This is a genomic window from Actinoplanes sp. CA-252034 (assembly GCF_050956125.1).
Taxonomy (GTDB): Bacteria; Actinomycetota; Actinomycetes; order Mycobacteriales; family Micromonosporaceae; genus Actinoplanes.
Genome location: NZ_CP191846.1, coordinates 1,588,220 through 1,605,262, shown reverse-complemented (window position 1 = coordinate 1,605,262; position 17,043 = coordinate 1,588,220). Strand labels below are relative to the sequence as shown.

At 72.6% G+C, this 17,043-nt stretch carries 10 protein-coding genes and 1 pseudogene; 5 read left to right on the top strand and 6 right to left on the bottom strand.

The genetic code is table 11. The annotated features are described in order from the left end of the window. Positions 1-52: 52 nt before the first annotated feature. Positions 53-1,198 (bottom strand): PQQ-binding-like beta-propeller repeat protein, encoded by a 1,146-nt coding sequence (locus ACQPZW_RS07500; protein ID WP_433797460.1) that lies wholly within the window; start codon positions 1,196-1,198, stop codon positions 53-55. Positions 1,199-1,227: 29 nt separating this feature from the next. Next, on the bottom strand, positions 1,228-2,481 hold the full coding sequence (gene aspS / locus ACQPZW_RS07495; RefSeq protein WP_433794097.1) for an aspartate--tRNA(Asn) ligase: 1,254 nt from the start codon (positions 2,479-2,481) through the stop codon (positions 1,228-1,230). Between the two features lie 307 nt (positions 2,482-2,788). Between aspS and lipA the strand changes: the two genes are divergently transcribed. Then, a complete protein-coding gene (gene lipA, locus ACQPZW_RS07490; protein WP_433797459.1) occupies positions 2,789-3,751 on the top strand; it encodes a lipoyl synthase in 963 nt (320 codons plus the stop codon). A 350-nt stretch (positions 3,752-4,101) separates the two neighbouring features. Here lipA and ACQPZW_RS07485 read toward each other — a convergent pair whose 3' ends face one another. From ACQPZW_RS07485 to ACQPZW_RS07475, 3 genes are all read right to left on the bottom strand, one after another. Then, positions 4,102-4,299, bottom strand: coding sequence for a hypothetical protein (locus ACQPZW_RS07485; RefSeq protein ID WP_433794096.1), 198 nt, complete (start codon positions 4,297-4,299; stop codon positions 4,102-4,104). Positions 4,300-4,862: 563 nt separating this feature from the next. Further along, positions 4,863-7,931, bottom strand: a complete 3,069-nt coding sequence (locus tag ACQPZW_RS07480) for a helix-turn-helix transcriptional regulator (protein WP_433794095.1) — start codon at positions 7,929-7,931, stop codon at positions 4,863-4,865. 32 nt (positions 7,932-7,963) lie between these two features. Continuing rightward, positions 7,964-8,128, bottom strand: a complete 165-nt coding sequence (locus ACQPZW_RS07475) for a hypothetical protein (protein ID WP_433794094.1) — start codon at positions 8,126-8,128, stop codon at positions 7,964-7,966. 137 nt (positions 8,129-8,265) lie between these two features. On the opposite strand from ACQPZW_RS07475, the gene ACQPZW_RS07470 reads away from it, so the two are divergent. From ACQPZW_RS07470 to ACQPZW_RS07455, 4 genes are all read left to right on the top strand, one after another. Continuing rightward, the gene (locus tag ACQPZW_RS07470; RefSeq protein WP_433794093.1) at positions 8,266-8,958 is read left to right on the top strand and encodes a DUF4191 domain-containing protein; all 693 of its coding nucleotides are present in this window, start codon (positions 8,266-8,268) and stop codon (positions 8,956-8,958) included. A gap of 275 nt (positions 8,959-9,233) precedes the next feature. After that, the gene (locus ACQPZW_RS07465; protein ID WP_433794092.1) at positions 9,234-10,859 is read left to right on the top strand and encodes a right-handed parallel beta-helix repeat-containing protein; all 1,626 of its coding nucleotides are present in this window, start codon (positions 9,234-9,236) and stop codon (positions 10,857-10,859) included. A gap of 84 nt (positions 10,860-10,943) precedes the next feature. Next, a complete protein-coding gene (locus ACQPZW_RS07460) occupies positions 10,944-12,095 on the top strand; it encodes a type VII secretion protein EccE (protein WP_433794091.1) in 1,152 nt (383 codons plus the stop codon). Then, positions 12,092-13,027, top strand: a complete 936-nt coding sequence (locus ACQPZW_RS07455) for a hypothetical protein (RefSeq protein ID WP_433794090.1) — start codon at positions 12,092-12,094, stop codon at positions 13,025-13,027. Before ACQPZW_RS07460 ends, ACQPZW_RS07455 begins: the two co-directional genes overlap by 4 nt. 9 nt (positions 13,028-13,036) lie before the next feature. Here the strand turns inward: ACQPZW_RS07455 and eccCa are convergent. Further along, positions 13,037-16,986, bottom strand: a pseudogene (eccCa, locus tag ACQPZW_RS07450) (type VII secretion protein EccCa). Positions 16,987-17,043: the final 57 nt, after the last annotated feature.

Here is a 17,043-nt window from a genome sequence, read left to right as displayed (position 1 = left end):
GAGCGGGCAGTCTCTCGCGGGGTGGCTCACGGTACTTTTAGTGGCCGTACGATCACAAAAGCTCCCAAACCCGGACCTGACCGCCGACCTGTTGGCACGCGAGGTGCTCGCCGGTGCGGCGACAGCCGCTCGGAGTGGCGCCCGGGACTCGCCCACGGACCAGGCCGGTCGCCCATTCGACCACGCTCAGGCCGTCGCCGTCGGCGCGGATCAGCAGGTCGCCGGCGGGCAGCCCACGGCCGAGATCACGCCGGACCGCGCCCCTGTCCGGGTCGATCTGCAGGGCGCGGCCGTCAGCGGTCCGGACGACGCCGTTCTCGCCGCCGATCCAGTTGACGTCGGCCCAGGCCAGACGGCCGGTGTCCGGATCGAAAGCGGCCAGACCGGGCCCACCGGAGACACAGACGTGCGCGCCGCACGGCACCGCCGTCCGCGGCAGGAGCAGCGGCGTCGTCCACATCGTCCGCACATCGGCCGGCGGGATCATGGTCAGCGAGTTGTCGCCGAGCAGATACACCCGGCCGTCGATCACCTTGACGACCGGCGCGCCACCGGCGGCGACGGCCTTCGACGTGACGTCCACCAGCTCACCGCCGGCCAGGGTGAGCACGGTCGCCCCGATGTCGGTCACGACCAGTAGATGATCGTCGGTGGCCGCGACGGCGTGCGGCCGGTCCACGAGCTCCCGCCTCCAGACGGCCCGTCCCGCCGCCGGGTCGAAGAGCGTGAGCATGCCCGCCGCCCCGTCCCACAGGGCCACCCGGTCGCCGGCCGGCCGGGCCACCGAATAGGTCCCCGGGTCGACCCGGTCCTCGCCGGTGCGGGCGTCGAGGATCCGGGCGTCGTCGTTTCCGGACACGACCAGCGCCGGGCCGGCCTGTGCGAGCGCCGGGAGCCCGGCGAACCAGTCGAGCTCCCGCTGCCAGAGCGCCGCGCCGGACTCCAGCGACCAGGCGGTGACGCCCAGCTGCCCGGTCGTCCCGGCGTGTGTGGAGTACAGCGTCGTGCCGGTGAGCAGCCACGTCCCGGACGGGACCGCCGTCGCGGCCACCTCGGGCAGATCCCGGATCTCGGGCATCGGTGCCGACGGCCCGATCAGGAACACCGACATCAGCACCACGACCAGCGCCGCCGGCAGCACACGTGCCGACGGCGGCGCCGGCCGGGACGGCGGGGCGACCCGGTCGAGATCGATCATCACACCCGGCATTCAACCCCGCCCAGCGGTCAGGGCGCGATCCGGTTCAGGTCACGGGGGAAAGCGGTCGTCTCGCGGACGTTCGCGATCCCGGTCAACCTGGCCACGAACCGTTCGAGGCCGATCGCCCAGCCACCGTGCGGCGGCATCCCGTAGCGGAAGGCGTCGAGATAGCCCGCGTACGGCCCGAGCGGCTCACCCTGCTTCGTCAGAGCCGCGACGTAGTCCTCGTAGCGGTGCAGGCGCTGACCGCCGGTCACGATCTCCAGACCGCGGAACAGCAGGTCGAAACCGTTCGACCAGGTCGGGTCGGCCGGGTCCGGATGGGTGTAGAACGGCCGTTTGCGCATCGGGTAGCCGGTCACGAAGAGGAACTCCGAACCGTGCTCGCGCAGCGCCCACTCCCCCAGGGCCCGCTCGTGCGCCGGGGCGAGGTCCGGCTCGTCGTCAGGCGCACCGGCGATGCGCAGCGCCTCACTGAAGTGGATCGCCGGAATCTCGTCCCTCACCTCGGTCCCACCGCCGATCTCGCCGAGCATCCCGGCCAGGGTCCTGGTCAGCGCGGCCATCACGTCCCGGTGGTCGGAGACGAATCCCATCTCGGCGTCGAGCGACGTGTACTGCGCCAGGTGCCGCGCGGTGTCGCTCGGCTCGGCCCGGAACACCGGCCCCACCTCGTAGACCCGCTCGAACACCCCGACCATCAGCTGCTTGTAGAACTGCGGCGACTGCGCCAGATAGCCCGGCCGCCCGAAATAGTCGAGCTGGAAGACGTTCGCGCCGGACTCGGTCGCCGACTCCACGATCTTCGGAGTGTGGATCTCGACGAATCGCTGCGCCTCCAGCGCCTCCCGGAAGCCCTTGGTCGCGGCGGCCGCGACCCGCAGGCTCGCCGACCGGCTCGGATGCCGCAGGGCCAGAGCGGCGTGGTCCAGCTGGGTGGGAAGCCCGGCGTTCAGCGTGGGCCGGTGCATCTCGAACGGCAGGGGTACGGCCACCCGGCTCAGTTCGCGGATGGTCGGAGACCTCAGCTCCACCCCGTCCGGCGCCTGCTCGACGGCGGTGACCACGGCGGTCACCTCGACGACGCTCTCCTCGGTGAGATGCTCCAACTGCTCGCGGGTCGCCGGGTCGGTGACGACCACCTGGCTGAACCCGGCGGCGTCCCGGACGATCAGGAACGCGACCGACTTGAGCAGCCGGCGGCGATGGACCCACCCGGCGATGGTGACTTCACGGCCGACTTCTTGCGTGGCCAGTTCGGTGGAGAGGATGCGTTGCACGGCGGTTACCTCCTCTGATGACTGCAACGCGGCCCCAGGGAGGTGCGGGCGAGCGGGATCCTCGCGGTACCACCGCACCTTCGCGCCTTTCAGCGCCTCTTTGTCGTGCTGCGGCTCCGGGGTGTCTTCACGCTCCGGCGCGCGGGCCACCCTTCCCAGCTGGCGGGTGGCTCTCTCGGCCGGCGGATCGAAGCGCTACTCGGTCCCATCATCGCCGTGCCGGGAACGTTAACAGTCACCTATGCGGCGTTCTCCTGAATTACGGGTGACCGCCCTCACACGAATGGTCACGTGAGCCTCGTCGCCCCTGCGCTGTGGCCGCCCTGTGCGGGCGTATCTTCGGAGGGTGACTATTGCTCCCGAGGGCCGCCGCATGCTGCGCATCGAAGCGCGCAACGCCGAGACGCCCATCGAGCGGAAACCCCCGTGGATCAAGGTCAAGGCCAAGATGGGCCCTGAGTACACCGAGATGCGCGGCCGCGTCCAGAAAGAGGGCCTGCACACGGTCTGCCAGGAGGCCGGCTGCCCCAACATCTACGAGTGCTGGGAAGACCGCGAGGCCACCTTCCTCATCGGCGGTGACCAGTGCACCCGCCGCTGCGACTTCTGCCAGATCGACACCGGCAAGCCGGCCGAGTTCGACGCCGACGAGCCCCGCCGCGTCGGCGAGTCCGTCGCCACGATGGGCCTGCGCTACGCCACCGTCACCGGTGTCGCCCGCGACGACCTGCCCGACGGCGGCGCCTGGCTCTACGCGGAGACGGTCCGCCAGATCCACAAGCTGATGCCCGGCTGCGGCGTCGAGCTGCTGATCCCCGACTTCAACGCCGACCCGGCCCAGCTGGCCGAGGTCTTCGGCGCGGCGCCCGAGGTGCTCGCCCACAACCTGGAGACCGTGCCGCGCATCTTCAAGCGCATCCGTCCCGGTTTCCGCTACGAGCGCTCCCTCGACGTGATCACCCAGGCCCGGGCCGCCGGGCTGGTCACCAAGAGCAACCTGATCCTGGGCATGGGCGAGACCCGCGACGAGGTGTCGGCGGCCCTCCGCGACCTGCACGGCGCCGGCTGCGAGCTGATCACCATCACGCAATATCTCCGCCCCACCCCGCGCCACCACCCGGTCGAGCGCTGGGTGAAGCCGGAGGAGTTCGTCGAGCTCAGCGAGGAGGCCGAGCAGATCGGCTTCGCCGGCGTCATGAGCGGGCCGCTGGTCCGTTCCTCCTACCGCGCCGGCCGCCTCTACAAGCAGGCCCTCGAAGCCCGAGGCTGACCCACGTCGGGGCGCAGGCCTTCAAGCCGCGCCCCGATCCGGCCACCCCGGCGGCGGCTTTTGTTCGCCACCCGGATAGCCGGCGCCGGCCCCGCCGTCTCGGGCCACGTGCGTCCGGCCGCCTGGGGCTATGCCCCTCGCCGCCCCGATCCGCCGATCCCGCCGGCTGGACCACATTCCCCGCGGCCTGCCCCGCCCGATTCCGCCGGGCCGGGCCGTGCCTTATTCCGCCGGGGTCGGGCCGTGCCTCATTCCGCCGGGCCGTGCGTTGAGCCGGTCGCGCGGGCCATGACGACGAGTGCCCCACGCCGGGTCGGCATGGGGCACTCGGGCATTGTCCTGGGTGGTGGCTACTTCTTCTTCGCCGACTTCTTGTTCTTCTTGCCCTTCTTGCTGCCCTTCTCCGACCCCCACCGGGTCTCAGCGACCTCCGGGACCAGCACGGGCGACAGCAGCTTCAGAAAGACCATTGCCAGGGGCGCCAGCCAGGCCCACCACGGCACCAGGGAGTTCGGCCCCATCAGCATGCCGACGACGTCGTAACTCACCTCGACTGCGGTATCCATCATCTGCCTCCGGGGAATGGTCTGCTCAGGTCAGGCAGGACGCCTTCCTGCGCTGCGGCCCCCAATATCGGACTCCCACCGACCGCCATTAGCCTTTCAGGCTCCGCAGCCCCCAGCCGGACGAACACTCAGCCGCCGACAGCCTTCAACCCCCGCTCAGGCCAACAACACGAACCCCGCCGTCGCATCACGCCACGCACCCAGCCCGGCCGAACAACCCGAACCTCCCGCCGGCCGCTCCACGCCGCCCACCTCAACCCGGCCCGACGGCCCGCAGCCCTGGCCGCCGCCTCACGCCGCGCATCTCAGCCCAGGCCGACGACCCGAAACCCTGGCCGCCGCTTCACGCCGGCAATCCCGGGCCGGCCGAACAACCCCGAACCTCCAGCCAGCCGCCTCACGCCACAGTCCGAGCGGAGAATTCGGACCCGCGCAATCCACCGACCTCACAGTCCCGCCGCCTGCGGTGGCGTGCCGTCGGCGAAGCTGTCGCGAACCAGCCCGCACGGCAACTCTCCCGGTTGATCCCGGACGGGCGTCCGGGATCAGGTGTCGAGATAGCCGAGGCGATGGGCTACGGCGGCGGCCTCGACCCGATTGGTGACCTCCAGCTTGGCGATGATCCGGGACACGTGGACGCTCGCCGTCTTCGGGGAGATGAACAGGCGTTCGGCGATGCGGCCGTTGCTGTGGCCTTCGGCGACGAGGCGGAGGACCTCGCGTTCGCGGGCGGTCAGCAGGTCGGTGCTCGCAGTGGACAGCGCCGGGTTTCGGATACCCAGCCGGCGGGACAGGATGTCGGCCGCGTCGCAGAGCATCCGGGCGCCCAGTGCGGACGCGATCGCGGCGGCCTCGGTGAGGGCGGCCGTCGCTGCCGGACGGTCGGCGCTGGAGGCTTCGGCGAGGTCGAGCAGGGCACCGGCCAACTGGTAGGGCTGTCCGTCAGCACGCCAGGCCTCGACCGCGCCGCGCCATCGCCCGGCACCACCGTCGAGGAGGGCGGCCACCTGGGCGGCGTGAGCGCGCTCTGCCGGGTACCGCTGAGGGAGCCGATCGGCGATCACCCGGATCGCGCTCCCCAGGTCAGCACCCTCCGGTGGAGAGACCGGGACGGTAGCGCCCTGCGACGGGCCGGCCAAAGCGTCGCCGTCCCGCAATGGAACCACCGGGGCGGTGACGCCCAGGGATGGGAGGGCCGGGACGGTGACGCCCAGGGACGGGAGGGCCGGGACGGTGACGCCCAGGGATGGGAGGGCCGGGGCCGTGACTCCCCGCGACGGGACGGCCGGGGCCGTGGCACGCGCCGGTGGGAGGGCCCGGGCGGCGGCGACCAGGACCGGCCAGGTGTATCGGGGACGCTCGGTCAGGGCCTCGTCCTGCAAGGCGGCCGCGGCTGCCGTGTGGGCCGCGGCGATGTCTCCGGCCGTCAGGGCGGCGACGATGCGTAACTCCAGGAGGCTGATGCGGGCCTCGTGGGTGAGGAACGGCTTGGCCAGGAACGTCACCGCCTGCGCGACGACCGGGGCAGCGCCGTCGTGGCCGCGAGCGAGGCGCAGGCGGGCTCGGAGGCGCAGGCCGGGGAGGGCCAGGGTGCCGGGCGGGTCGTGGCGGGCGATCTGGGCCAGCAGGGTGTCGGCCTCGTCCCAGCGGCCCAGGGCCAGCAGGGCCTCGGCGTGGTTGGCCAGCAGGTAGACGCCTGTGGTGCGGCTGACGCCGACCCGGTCGGCGAGCGGGACGCCTTCGGCGGCGGCCGCCGCGGAGGATGCGTAGTCGCCGAGCTCGAACAGGGCGTCGGAGAGGTTGACCAGGGCGGCGGCCAGGTTGGGCACATCGCCGGAGGCCCGGCTGCGGTCGACGGAACGGCGCATCGCCGGCACGCTCTCCGCTGCCGAGAGACGGCCGCTGCACACCTTGCTGTACGTGATCTCGGCGGCGACCTGGGCGGCCTCGTCACCGAGCTCGGCGGCGGCGGTCAGCACCGTCTGGGCGATCCGGTCGGCTTCCGCACCGTCGACGGCGGACAGCACGTAGACGACGTCGCTGAACAGTTTGAGCCAGGTGTGGTCGCGGGGAGCGGCGTCGAGCAGGCGATATGCCTCACGGGCCTCGGCGGCTCCGTCGCTCTTGCCGGCGTTGCGCAGCAGTTTCGCCCGGCGGATCAGGAGGCGGGCGGCGCGGATCGGCTGGGCCTCGAAGTCGAGGTCGCCGAGGGTGACCCGGGTCAGCGTGAGGGCACGCATGTGCTCGCCGGAGTCGATGGCGGCGAGCGCGGCCTCCTCCAGCAGGTCGAGGTGCTCGACGCCGACGAGGGCGGCCGGGTCGGGCACCTGGTCCCACAGCTCGAGCATGCGGTCGAGGAGGCGGGCCCGCTCGGCGAACGCGTAGCGGCTGCCTGCGGCGTCGGCGGCGCGGTGGGCGGCGACCAGGGCGCGGGCGTGGTCGCGGGCGGAGAACCAGTGGTGGGCGATCTCGGCCGGAGCGCGATCGGCCTCGACGAGATGGGGCTCGGACTCGATGGCCTGGGCGTAGCGGGCGTGCAGCCGGGCCCGCTCGCCGGGCAGCAGGTCGTCGTGGACGGCCTCGCGGATCAGGGCGTGCCGGAACTCGTAGCCCCCGTGGGGGTCGGTGACGATCAGCTGGGCGGCGACGGCAGCGCGCAGCGCGGACTCCAGAGCCGTCACGTCGCCACCGGCGAAGTCGACGCCGGCGACCCGGGTGAGCAGCTCGTGGCCGAACCGGATGCCGCCGACCGCGGCGACCCGCAGCACCCGCTGGGCCGGGTCGGGCAGTTGGTCGGCTCGGGAGAGAAGCAGGTCGCGCAGGGTGTCGGGGATGTCGCCGCAGCGCGGGTCGGCGGAGGCGGCGAACTGCTCGATGAAGAACGGGATGCCCTGGGCACGGCGGCTGATCGCGTCGACCGTGGGCGGGTCGGGCTCGGCGCCGAGCAGGTGGCCGAGCAGCTCGGCGGTGTCGTCGCGGTCGAGCCGGTCGAGGTCGTGCCGCTGGACGCCGCGGACCCGCTCCAGCTCGGCCAGGAACGGGCGCAGCGGGTGGCCGCGGTGCAGCTCGTCGGTGCGGTAGGTGGCGATCAGCAGCAGCCGGGGCACGCGGGCCGAGCGCACCAGGAAGGCGATCAGGTCACGGGTGGACCGGTCGGCCCAGTGCAGGTCCTCCACCACCAGGACGACCGGGCGCTCCTCGCCGAGCCTGGCGAAGAGGGAGCCGACCAGCTCGAAAAGGTGACCGCGGCGGGTCTCGCCGGGCTCCGGGGCCGGGCCCAGCTCGGGCAGTAGCCGGGCGAACTCGGCCTCGCGCCCGCCGAGGACGGCCCGGCCCTCGCGGCGGCACAGCTCGCGCAGCGCGGCCGCGAACGGAGCGAAGGGCAGGCCCTCCTCACCCAGCTCCAGGCACTGGCCGAGGAGGACACGGGCGTCGAGCGAACGGCAGAGCTCCTCGACGAGCCGGGTCTTGCCGACCCCGGCCTCGCCGCCGACCAGCACGGTGGCGGGCTCGTCGCCGTGGGCCCGTTTGAAGGCCTCGCGCAGCACGGCCAGGTCGGGATCGCGGCCGACCAGGACCGTGCTGTGCACGCTCACCGTCATGAGGTCGAGCATGCCACGCGTGTACGACAGACCCTCCGCGCCGATCATGATGTGAGAGGCCGTCGCCGGATCAGCAGCCGCCGGTAGAGACGTGGCCGTTCGGGCGTCGTCCGGGGGACGAGACGGTGGTTCGAGGCGTCCTGGAGCATGTGGTCGATGCGGTAGCGGGCGAGCTGGAGGTGGGTGCCGGGGTCGCTGAAGGGGATCATGAGAGGGACTCTTCGCCCGAAGGCGGGCCCCGGGCATGGGGACGGCGCCTCATCTCTCCCGGCCGCCCCTCCTTACACATCGGCATCGAGGTCCCCGGGACGCCGTAAGGTACCTGAGCCCCACTACACTTCCGGGCATGGCAAAACCCCAGGAGAAGGTGTCGGTCCGCGAGCGTTTCAAGCAGATCGGCCAGGTGTTCGCGTTCACGGCCAAGCAGGACAAGTGGTTCGTCCCGCTGGTCATCGGCGCGGTCGCGATCCCGGTGGCGATCACCGTGACGATCGTGCTCCTGACGGGTGGCTGGCTGTGGATCCCGGTCGGCATCCTGTTCACGCTGCTGGCCGTGCTGATCGTGCTCAACCTGCGCTCCAACACCGCGATGATGAACGTGGCGGAGGGCCAGCCCGGCGCCGCCGCCTCGCTGATGGAGAACATGCGTGGCGACTGGCGGGTGCGCCCGGCCGCGAGCTCCACGACGCAGTTCGACATGGTGCACGTGGTGATCGGCAAGCCCGGTGTGATCCTGCTCGCCGAGGGTGACCCGCAGCGGGTGCGGAGCCTGCTCAGCCAGGAGAAGAAGCGACTGGTCAAGGTGATCGGCAACGCCCCGATCTACGACTACGTGATCGGCCCCGACGAGGGTCAGCTGTCGATCCGCAAGCTGCGCTCGACGATGCTGCGCCTGCCGAAGAACCTGACCGGCAAGGACGTCAACTCGCTGGACAAGCGGCTCGGCGCGCTGATGTCGCGGCCACAGATGCCCAAGGGCGCGATCCCCAAGAACATGCGGCCGAGCAAGGGCGCGTTCCGGCAGCAGCGCCCCCGCTGATCAACACCCCTTCGGGGGACCGGGGTGAGCAGCCCCTCACAACGGCAGTCCGTCCCGAGCTCCGGGTTCGGCCTGCCGTTGTCCTGTCTCCGCGTGCAGGTGTGGCCGTACCCCTGGGAAATGAGGGACCCCGGAAGAGGGTGAGTGGGCCGCATTCATCGACAAGGGCCTCCATGATCGGTCCGGGGCGATAGCCTCGGGTCTACGTCCCTTTCCGGCGGTCCACGCCGGACAGTGGCGCCGACCTGCACCCTGGGCACGAAGGAGCTCCGCTCGTGGTCAGCACCCTGGCGGTTCCGGGCACCTATCCGACCCTGCGCGACGCTCTCGAGGTGGCTCCCGACGGGGCCGTCGTCCTGCTGGCCCCGGGCACTTACCGGGAGCGGATGGATCTGTCCGGCCGGCGGCTGACCATACGCGCGTCGGGTGACCCCGGTTCGGCGGTGGTGGACGCGTCGGGTCTGGACGGTCCGGCCCTGGCGGTGGCCTCCGGCGAGGTCGAGGTGGACGGGCTGGCCCTGGTGTCGGACGACTATCCGGCGGTGGCGATCGGCGGGGGCCGGGTCCGGTTGCGGCGCTGTGAGCTGTCCGCGGGTTACGGCGCCGGTCTCCAGGCCGAGGGTGGCGCGACGGTGGACGCCGCGGAGGTCCGTGTGGTCGCCGGGCAGCACGGTTTCGTCTTCTCCGACGCCGGCGGCACGGTGGACTCGTGTGCGGTCAGCGGCGTCTCGGACGACGGGGTGATCGTGCGACTCGGCGCGGACCCGGTGATCCGCGACACCCGGATCAGCGACTGCGGCTACCGGGGTGTCTACGTCTACCAGTCGGGGCGGCCGCTGATCGAGCGCTGTGAGGTCTCCGGCGCCGGTGACGCGGGCATCGTGGCGGCCAACGGGAGCTCTCTGCGGATCGTCGAGACGTGGGTGCACCAGACGCACGGGTCGGGGATCGTGATCGGCGCCGGGTGCACGGCCGGGATCGAGCAGTGCCGGGTGGAGGAGACCGCGGATCCGCCGGTGCACGTCGATGCCCGGGCCACCGTGACGATGACGGAGCTGCTGGGGCCGGCCGCGCAGGGCGCCGGCGAGGTGGAGCGGCTGCTCACCGAGCTCGATTCGATGATCGGGCTGGCCGGGGTGAAGGCCGAGGTCCGGTCCCTGATCGACGAGATCCAGGTGAACGAGTGGCGGCGCGGCGCGGGCCTGTCGGTCGGCGCGGTCAGCCATCACCTGATCTTCACGGGTGCCCCGGGGACGGGGAAGACGACGGTGGCCCGCATCTACGGCCGGCTGCTGAAGGCGCTGGGTGTGCTGCCGGACGGGCAGTTCCGTGAGGTGTCGCGGCGCGATCTGGTCGGGCAGTACATCGGGCACACCGCGGAGAAGACGACGTCGGTGTTCGAGGAGGCGATGGGCGGCGTGCTGTTCATCGACGAGGCGTACACGCTGGCCCGGGCCGGTGGTGCGGCCGCCGACTTCGGCCAGGAGGCGATCGACACGCTGGTGAAGCTGATGGAGGACCACCGGGAGGAGGTCGCGGTGATCGTCGCCGGCTACACCCGCGAGATGTCCGGTTTTCTGGACGCCAACTCGGGTCTGGCCTCCCGCTTCGCCAAGACCCTCGAGTTCGAGGACTACGGCCCGGACGAGCTGGTGATGATCGCCGGCCGGATCGCCCGCAACGACGACTACGTGTTCGCCGACGGCCTGCCGGAGGCGCTGTGGGAGCACTTCGGACAGTTGGAACGGGACCGCAACTTCGGCAACGCGCGGGAGGCCCGCAAGCTGCTGGAGGGCATGCGCAAGGCACAGTCCGGGCGGCTGCGGGCGATGGGGCGGATGCCCAGCCGTGACGACCTTCGGACACTGATGCTCGCCGATCTGCGGATGGCCACACGCTGAAGGGACAGGGGGTGAGACGTGCACCGTGGTGAAGGAACGACCTATCGGGCTGCGCCACCGGCGCCCCCGGTCGCGGTCCGGGCGGTGCCCCGGCGGGGACATCTCGGGTCGCTGAGCCTCGCGCAGATCCTGGTCGCCGAGGCCGTGCTGCTCGCGCTCGCCGCGTCGCTGGCCGCCGGCCCGGTGGTGCTGCTGCTCGTCGGCGTGATCTCCGCGGCGCTGCTCTTCGTCTTCTTCTCCCGCCGGCAGCACCGCTGGTGGCTGGAGCACCGGCAGGTGGCGCGCGATCACCGGCGACGCCGCGACGCCCGGATCGACCCGCGGCCGGGGCCCGCGCTGGCCGCGCTGCGGACGGTGGCGCCGGGACTCACCGTGCGGGACGTGACCGCCGCGGACGGCACGGTCGGCGTGGCCCGGGACGAGGCCGGCTGGTTCAGCGTGGTCACGCTCGACCCGGCCGCCGCGCCGCTGCCGCTGGACGCGCTGTTCGGTCTCCTGGCCGGTGCCGGGCAGCCCGGCCTGGTGCTGGAGCTGGTCACCCACACGGTGCCGGCACCCAGCCCGGACGTGCCGGCCGCCTCGCCGTCGGGCGCCTCCTACCGGCAGCTGACCGAGACGACGGGCGCCGGCCCGGTCCCCTCCTACCGCGAGTCGTCGGTGAGCATCCGGGTCGACGCGCAGGCGCTCGCCGAGGCGCTGCTCGATCACACCGCCGACCCGGAGGCGGCCGCCTCGCTGGTCGCCGGCCTGGCCCGCAAGGTGGTGACCGGCCTGCGGCGGCTCGGCGTGACCGGCCGGCCGCTCGACGCGGACCGGCTGCTGGCGCTGCTGGCCCGCTCGTGCGACGTGGAGCCGTGGGCGCTCGCCGACGGGCCCGGAGTGGACGAGGCGTGGACCCACTGGCGGTCGGCGCGGCTGGTCCACCGGACGTACTGGCTGCGCACGTGGCCCGCGTCGGCGACCGAGATCGGGTCGCTATTCGCCTGGGCGTCGACCGCCCCGGCCGCGCAGACGAGTGTGGCGCTGGTCCTCGGGGCTCCTCTGCCCGCGGGCGCCGACGACGTGCCGGTGCGGGCGTTCATCCGGCTGGCGACCCGGCCCGATGTGGACCTGCGCGCCCTGGACCGGGTGCTGGTCGAGGGGGTCCGGAGAGTCGGCGGCGAGTTGCAGGCACTCGACGGGGAGCAGGGGCCGGCGGCGTACGCTACCGCGCCGACCGGGGGTGGCGCCGGATGAGCCACCCGCTGCCGTACCCGGAGGACCGTGCCGTCCAGCAGCAGCCGCCACCCGCGCCGCAGCCGCAACCCGCTCCGGCGCAGCCCGCCGTGGCCCGGGCCGCCGTGCCGATCGCGCGGGCGCCGGTCGCGCCCGCGGTCACCTCCGCTCCCCTGGCGGCGCCGACCCCGCTGACCCGTCCGCCGGATCAGCCGGACGGCCCGCCCCCCGGCCCGGACGGGGACCGGCCCCGGGACCGGACGGGACCGTCCGGGCAGACCAGCCGGCTGCGGATCGGCTGGCACACGGTGCCGCGGGCGGGGCTGCGCCGGATGACGGTCACGCCACCGGCGCCGGCCGGGCTGCTGCTCGGGCGTGATCAGCAGCAGGTCCCGGTGCCGTTGCGGTTGTTCGCGCCGGATCCGGTCCGGGTGACGCTGGTCGGCGGGGTGTGGGCGGCGCAGCTGCTGATCTTCCGGGCCTTCTCGGTGGGCGTGCGGGTGGTCGTGGTGACGACCGAGCCACGGGCGTGGGCGGGCTTCGGCGAGCGGGCCACCGGTCAGCAGCAGCGGCTGGTGATCGCCGGGGAGGCCGGCGGGCCGTACGGCGGGACCGCGCAGACCCCGTTGCTGACCGTCTTCGACCTGGGGGTGTCCGGGCCGACGACGAGCCCGCCGCTGGGCCCCTGGCACACGCAGCTGACGATCCTGCGCCAACTGGACCGGCCGGGTGCGGCCGCGGTGCAGGAGGCCGGTCTCGTGGTGCTGCAGCGGCTGGGCGGCGACGAGGCCACCCTGGCCTCGGCAGCGCTGCGACTGCGGCCACAGAGCGGGCAGCTGCTCCAGTCGATGAACGACGACATGATGGCGCTCGTCGGCGACGGCGACGACCGTTACGTCTTCCTGCATCAGACCGGCATCGAGCAGCAGTACGTGGGACCACCCCGCCGGTAGACTGCCCGATCACCGTACGGGCGGCGACCAGGCCAGCTGAACCAGGCGGGCGCCGTGCTTGCGGGTGACCATCCAGGCCCGGCCCGGTGGCAGCGGCTGCGGTTTGAGGTTGCCGAAGAGCGGGCCCTCCTCCCGCTGCCCGGACATCATGATCCCCGGCGACGCCAGCTCCCGGATCCGGCCGATCACCGGGTCGAACAGGGCGCGCCCGGCCCCGCCGATCCGCCGGGTGATCACCACGTGCAGGCCGATGTCGCGAGCCTGCGGCAGGAACTCCAGCAGCGGCAGCAGCGGGTTCGGGTTGGCCGACGCGATCAGGTCGAAGTCGTCGACCAGCACGTACAGCTCGGGGCCCTTCCACCAGCTGCGGTTGCTGAGCATCTCCGGGGTGACGTCGGGGCCGGGCAGCCGTTCCCGCATCGCCACCGCCACCTGGTTGATCAGATCCGCGGTGACCTGGTGCGAGGTGCCGTACCCGATGGTCTTCTCCGGCGGGACGCACCCGAGCAGGCTGCGCCGCAGGTCGATGAGGAGCAGCCGGGCCTCGGACGGGCTGTGCGCGGCCGCGATCGACCGGGCCAGGCTGCGCAGGAACGAGCTCTTTCCGCTCTCCACGTCGCCGAAGAGCAGCGCGTGCGGCTCGGCGTCGAAGTCGAGCGCGACCGGCTGCAGATCGGCCTCGGCGATCCCGATCGGCACCAGCGCGCCGCGGGCCGGGGCAGCGCCTCGAACGGCAGCTCGGCCGGCAGCAGCCGGACCGCCGGAGCGGGGGCCGTCGTCCACTGTGCCGCGACGTCGCGGACCAGCGCGGCGACCGCCTCGGCGAGGTCGTCGACGCGCTGCTCACGGTCGATCCGGGGCAGTGCCGCGAGGAAGTGGAAGCCGTCCGGGGTGAGACCGCGGCCGGGCGCGTCCTCCGGCACGTTGACCGCCTCACGCCGGTTGATCACCGAGTCGGCGGCCTCACCGAGGCGCAGCTCGATCCGGGCGCCGAAGACGTCGCGGATCTGCGGGCGCACGTCCATCCACCGGTTGGTGGCGGCCAGCACGTGGATGCCGAAGCCGAGACCACGGTTGGCCAGCTCGTGCACGGTGGTCTCGAGGTCCTCGAACTCGGTGCGCAGCGTCGACCAGCCGTCGACGACCAGGAACACGTCACCGAACGCGTCCTCGGCGAAACGGCCCTGCGCGCGGGCCCGCCGGTACGCCGCCGCGCCCTCCACGTTCTCCGCGGCGAACACCTCCTCCCGTGCCCGCATCAGGCCGTGCAGCTCGGCGATCGTACGCCGCACCTTGTCCACGTCACGCCGGGTCGCCACCCCGCCGACGTGGGGCAGGCCGGCCAGCGCGCTGAGCGGCCCGCCTCCGAAGTCGAGCCCGTAGAACTGCGCCTCCCGCGGCGTGTGGGTGAGCGCCAGGCTGATCACGAGCGTGCGCAGCAGGTTCGACTTGCCGGACTGGGCCGCCCCGACGATCATCACGTTGCCGGCCGCGCCGGAGAGGTCCAGCCACATCGGGTCGCGGCGCTGGTCGTACGGCTTGTCGATGATCCCGCCGAGCGCGTGCAGCGATCCGTGCCGGTCGGCGGCGTCGGCGGTCAGCCCCCGCTCCGGCACGGTGATCAGCGGCGGCAGCATCTGCCCGAGCGTGGACGCCTTGTCCAGCGGCGGCAGCCACACCTCGTGGGCGGGCGCGCCCTTGCCCTCCATCTGGCGGACCAGCACCTCGATCAGGGTGTCCCCGACGGTGGTCTCCTCCACGGGGGCGGCGTCCTCGGCCGTCGACTCGGTGTGGAGCGGCGCCACATAGAAGGTGGTGAAGTCCCGGATCGGGTTTCCCCCTCGGGCGCCGACGCCGGGCAGGTCGCCGTTCTGCCGGACGGCGCCGGAGACGTACGCCGCCTTCAGCCGGATCAGCCCCTCGGTGCCGGTCCGCAGATAGCCGTGCCCCGGCGACCGGGGCAGCTCGTAGGCGTCCGGCACCCCCAGGACGGCACGGCTCTCCATCGACGAGAACGTCCGGAGCCCGATCCGGTACGACAGGTGCGACTCCAGCCCGCGCAGCCGCCCCTCCTCGAGTTTCTGCGAGGCCAGCAGCAGGTGGATGCCGAGCGACCGGCCGACCCGTCCGATCTGGACGAACATGTCGATGAAGTCGGGCCGGGCGCTGAGCAGCTCGGAGAACTCGTCGACGATGAAGAGCAGGCTGGGCAGCGGGGACAGCGGCACCCCGGCCGACCGGGCCCGCTCGTAGTCGCGCGCCGACGCGTAGTTGCCGGCCTTGCGCAGCAGCTCCTGCCGCCGGGTCAGCTCACCCTGGATGGCCCCGAGCATCCGGTCCACCAGGGGCAGCTCGTCCTCCAGGTTGGTGATCATCGCGGCGGTGTGCGGCAGCCTGTCCAGCGAGGCGAACGTGGCGCCGCCCTTGAAGTCGACCAGCAGCAGGTTGAGGATCTCCGGGCTGTGCGTCATGGCCAGCGCCAGCACCAGCGTGCGCAGCAGCTCCGACTTGCCGGAGCCGGTCGCGCCGACGAGCAGGCCGTGCGGGCCCATGCCGTCCTGCGCCGACTCCTTCAGGTCCAGCTCGACCGGGCGGCCGTCGGCGCCGACCCCGATCGGCACCCGCAGCCGGTCCCGGTTGGGCCGGCTCGCCCACAGCTCGTTCAGGTCGATCCCGTACGGATCGTCCTGCTCCAGCAGCTCGGCCAACCCGGTGTCCTGCGAGATGGCCGGCGCGTCGGCCTGCGAGACGGCGGAGAGCCGCAGCGGCGCCAGCTCCCGGGCCAGCACCTCGGCCTCGGCCGGGCTCAGCACGTCGGCCCGGCCGACCTCGGTCGGACCGTCCATCGTGGTGCCCGTGACCGTGCCGTCGGCGGCGATCTCCAACACCACCGAGCTGTCGTCGAGCAGCCGCGGCGGCGGAACCGACAGGTCGACGATGGTGACCCCGGCGACTCCGCCCTCGGTCATCAGATGGTCGGAGCCGGCCGTCGAGCCGCCGTCGATGATCACCATGACGTGCGGGCCGCCGCCGGGCGCGCCGGACGGGTCGAAGCGGGGCCGGTTGACCAGCACGTCGTCGAGCATCGCCTCCAGCGCCGGGACGCTCGGAGCGACCAGGCGCACCGGCCCGATCGCGTCGGTCTTGCCCGGATGCTGGGTGTGCGGAAGCCATTTGACCCACTCCCAGCGGGCGCGCTCGTGATCCGGCACGCAGACGCCGATGCGCAGATCGTCGGGGGCGTGGAAGGTGACCATCTGGGCCAGCAGCGCGCGAACGAAGTCGTGGGTGGGCAGGTCGGCCCCGCGCACGTAGATGTGCGAGAAGTCGCGCAGCGCCACCGACACCGGCAGGTCCGGAACCACCGAGTAGGTGTTGAGGAACCGGCGCAGCGCCATCGTGCACAGTGGCTCCAGCTCGTCGACCGGGCGGGTCTGCGGCGGCACCAGACGGGTCGCCACCTCCTGCGGGCCGACCGCGATCCGGACCACGGTGAAGTCGGCGTCACCGCGGCGGCGCTCCCACAGGCGGCCACTGTCGGTGAACGTCCAGAGGGTCTCCGGATCGGGGTTGCGGTAATAGAGAGCCTCGCGCTGCTGCCGGATCGTGTTGCGCACCTGGGCCCGCAGCTGGGAGAGATGACGCAGGTACTGCCGGCGGGCCTCGATCATCTCGCGTTTGCCGGGGCCGGTGGTGTTGGTCAGCATCATCGCGAACATGCCGAGGATGGACACCCCATACATCGCACCGGCCACATAGGTGATCGGACCGCCCCGCTGCGCGCCCATCATCAGGCCCATGGCCGCGGCGCCCGCGCCCATCGGCAGGATCATCAGCATCCGGCTCCAGCCCTTGCCCTGCGGCGGCGGGATCTCCGGCGGCGGGTCGAGCGGGACCTCGCCGGACGGCATCACGGGCGCGGGCCGGCGCGGCGGACGCTTGATGATCGTTACTGTCACTCTGGGCTCCCCGTGGGTGACGTAGCGACGTCATCCTATCCGTGATCGGCCCCGGAT

Excerpts from the sequence above, each read along its gene's own strand:
- ACQPZW_RS07470 (WP_433794093.1), top strand. The coding sequence starts at position 8,266 with ATGGCAAAACCCCAGGAGAAGGTGTCGGTCCGCGAGCGTTTCAAGCAG.
- ACQPZW_RS07480 (WP_433794095.1), bottom strand. The coding sequence starts at position 7,931 with ATGCTCGACCTCATGACGGTGAGCGTGCACAGCACGGTCCTGGTCGGC.
- ACQPZW_RS07455 (WP_433794090.1), top strand. The coding sequence starts at position 12,092 with ATGAGCCACCCGCTGCCGTACCCGGAGGACCGTGCCGTCCAGCAGCAG.
- ACQPZW_RS07475 (WP_433794094.1), bottom strand. The coding sequence starts at position 8,128 with ATGATCCCCTTCAGCGACCCCGGCACCCACCTCCAGCTCGCCCGCTAC.
- ACQPZW_RS07500 (WP_433797460.1), bottom strand. The coding sequence starts at position 1,198 with ATGATCGATCTCGACCGGGTCGCCCCGCCGTCCCGGCCGGCGCCGCCG.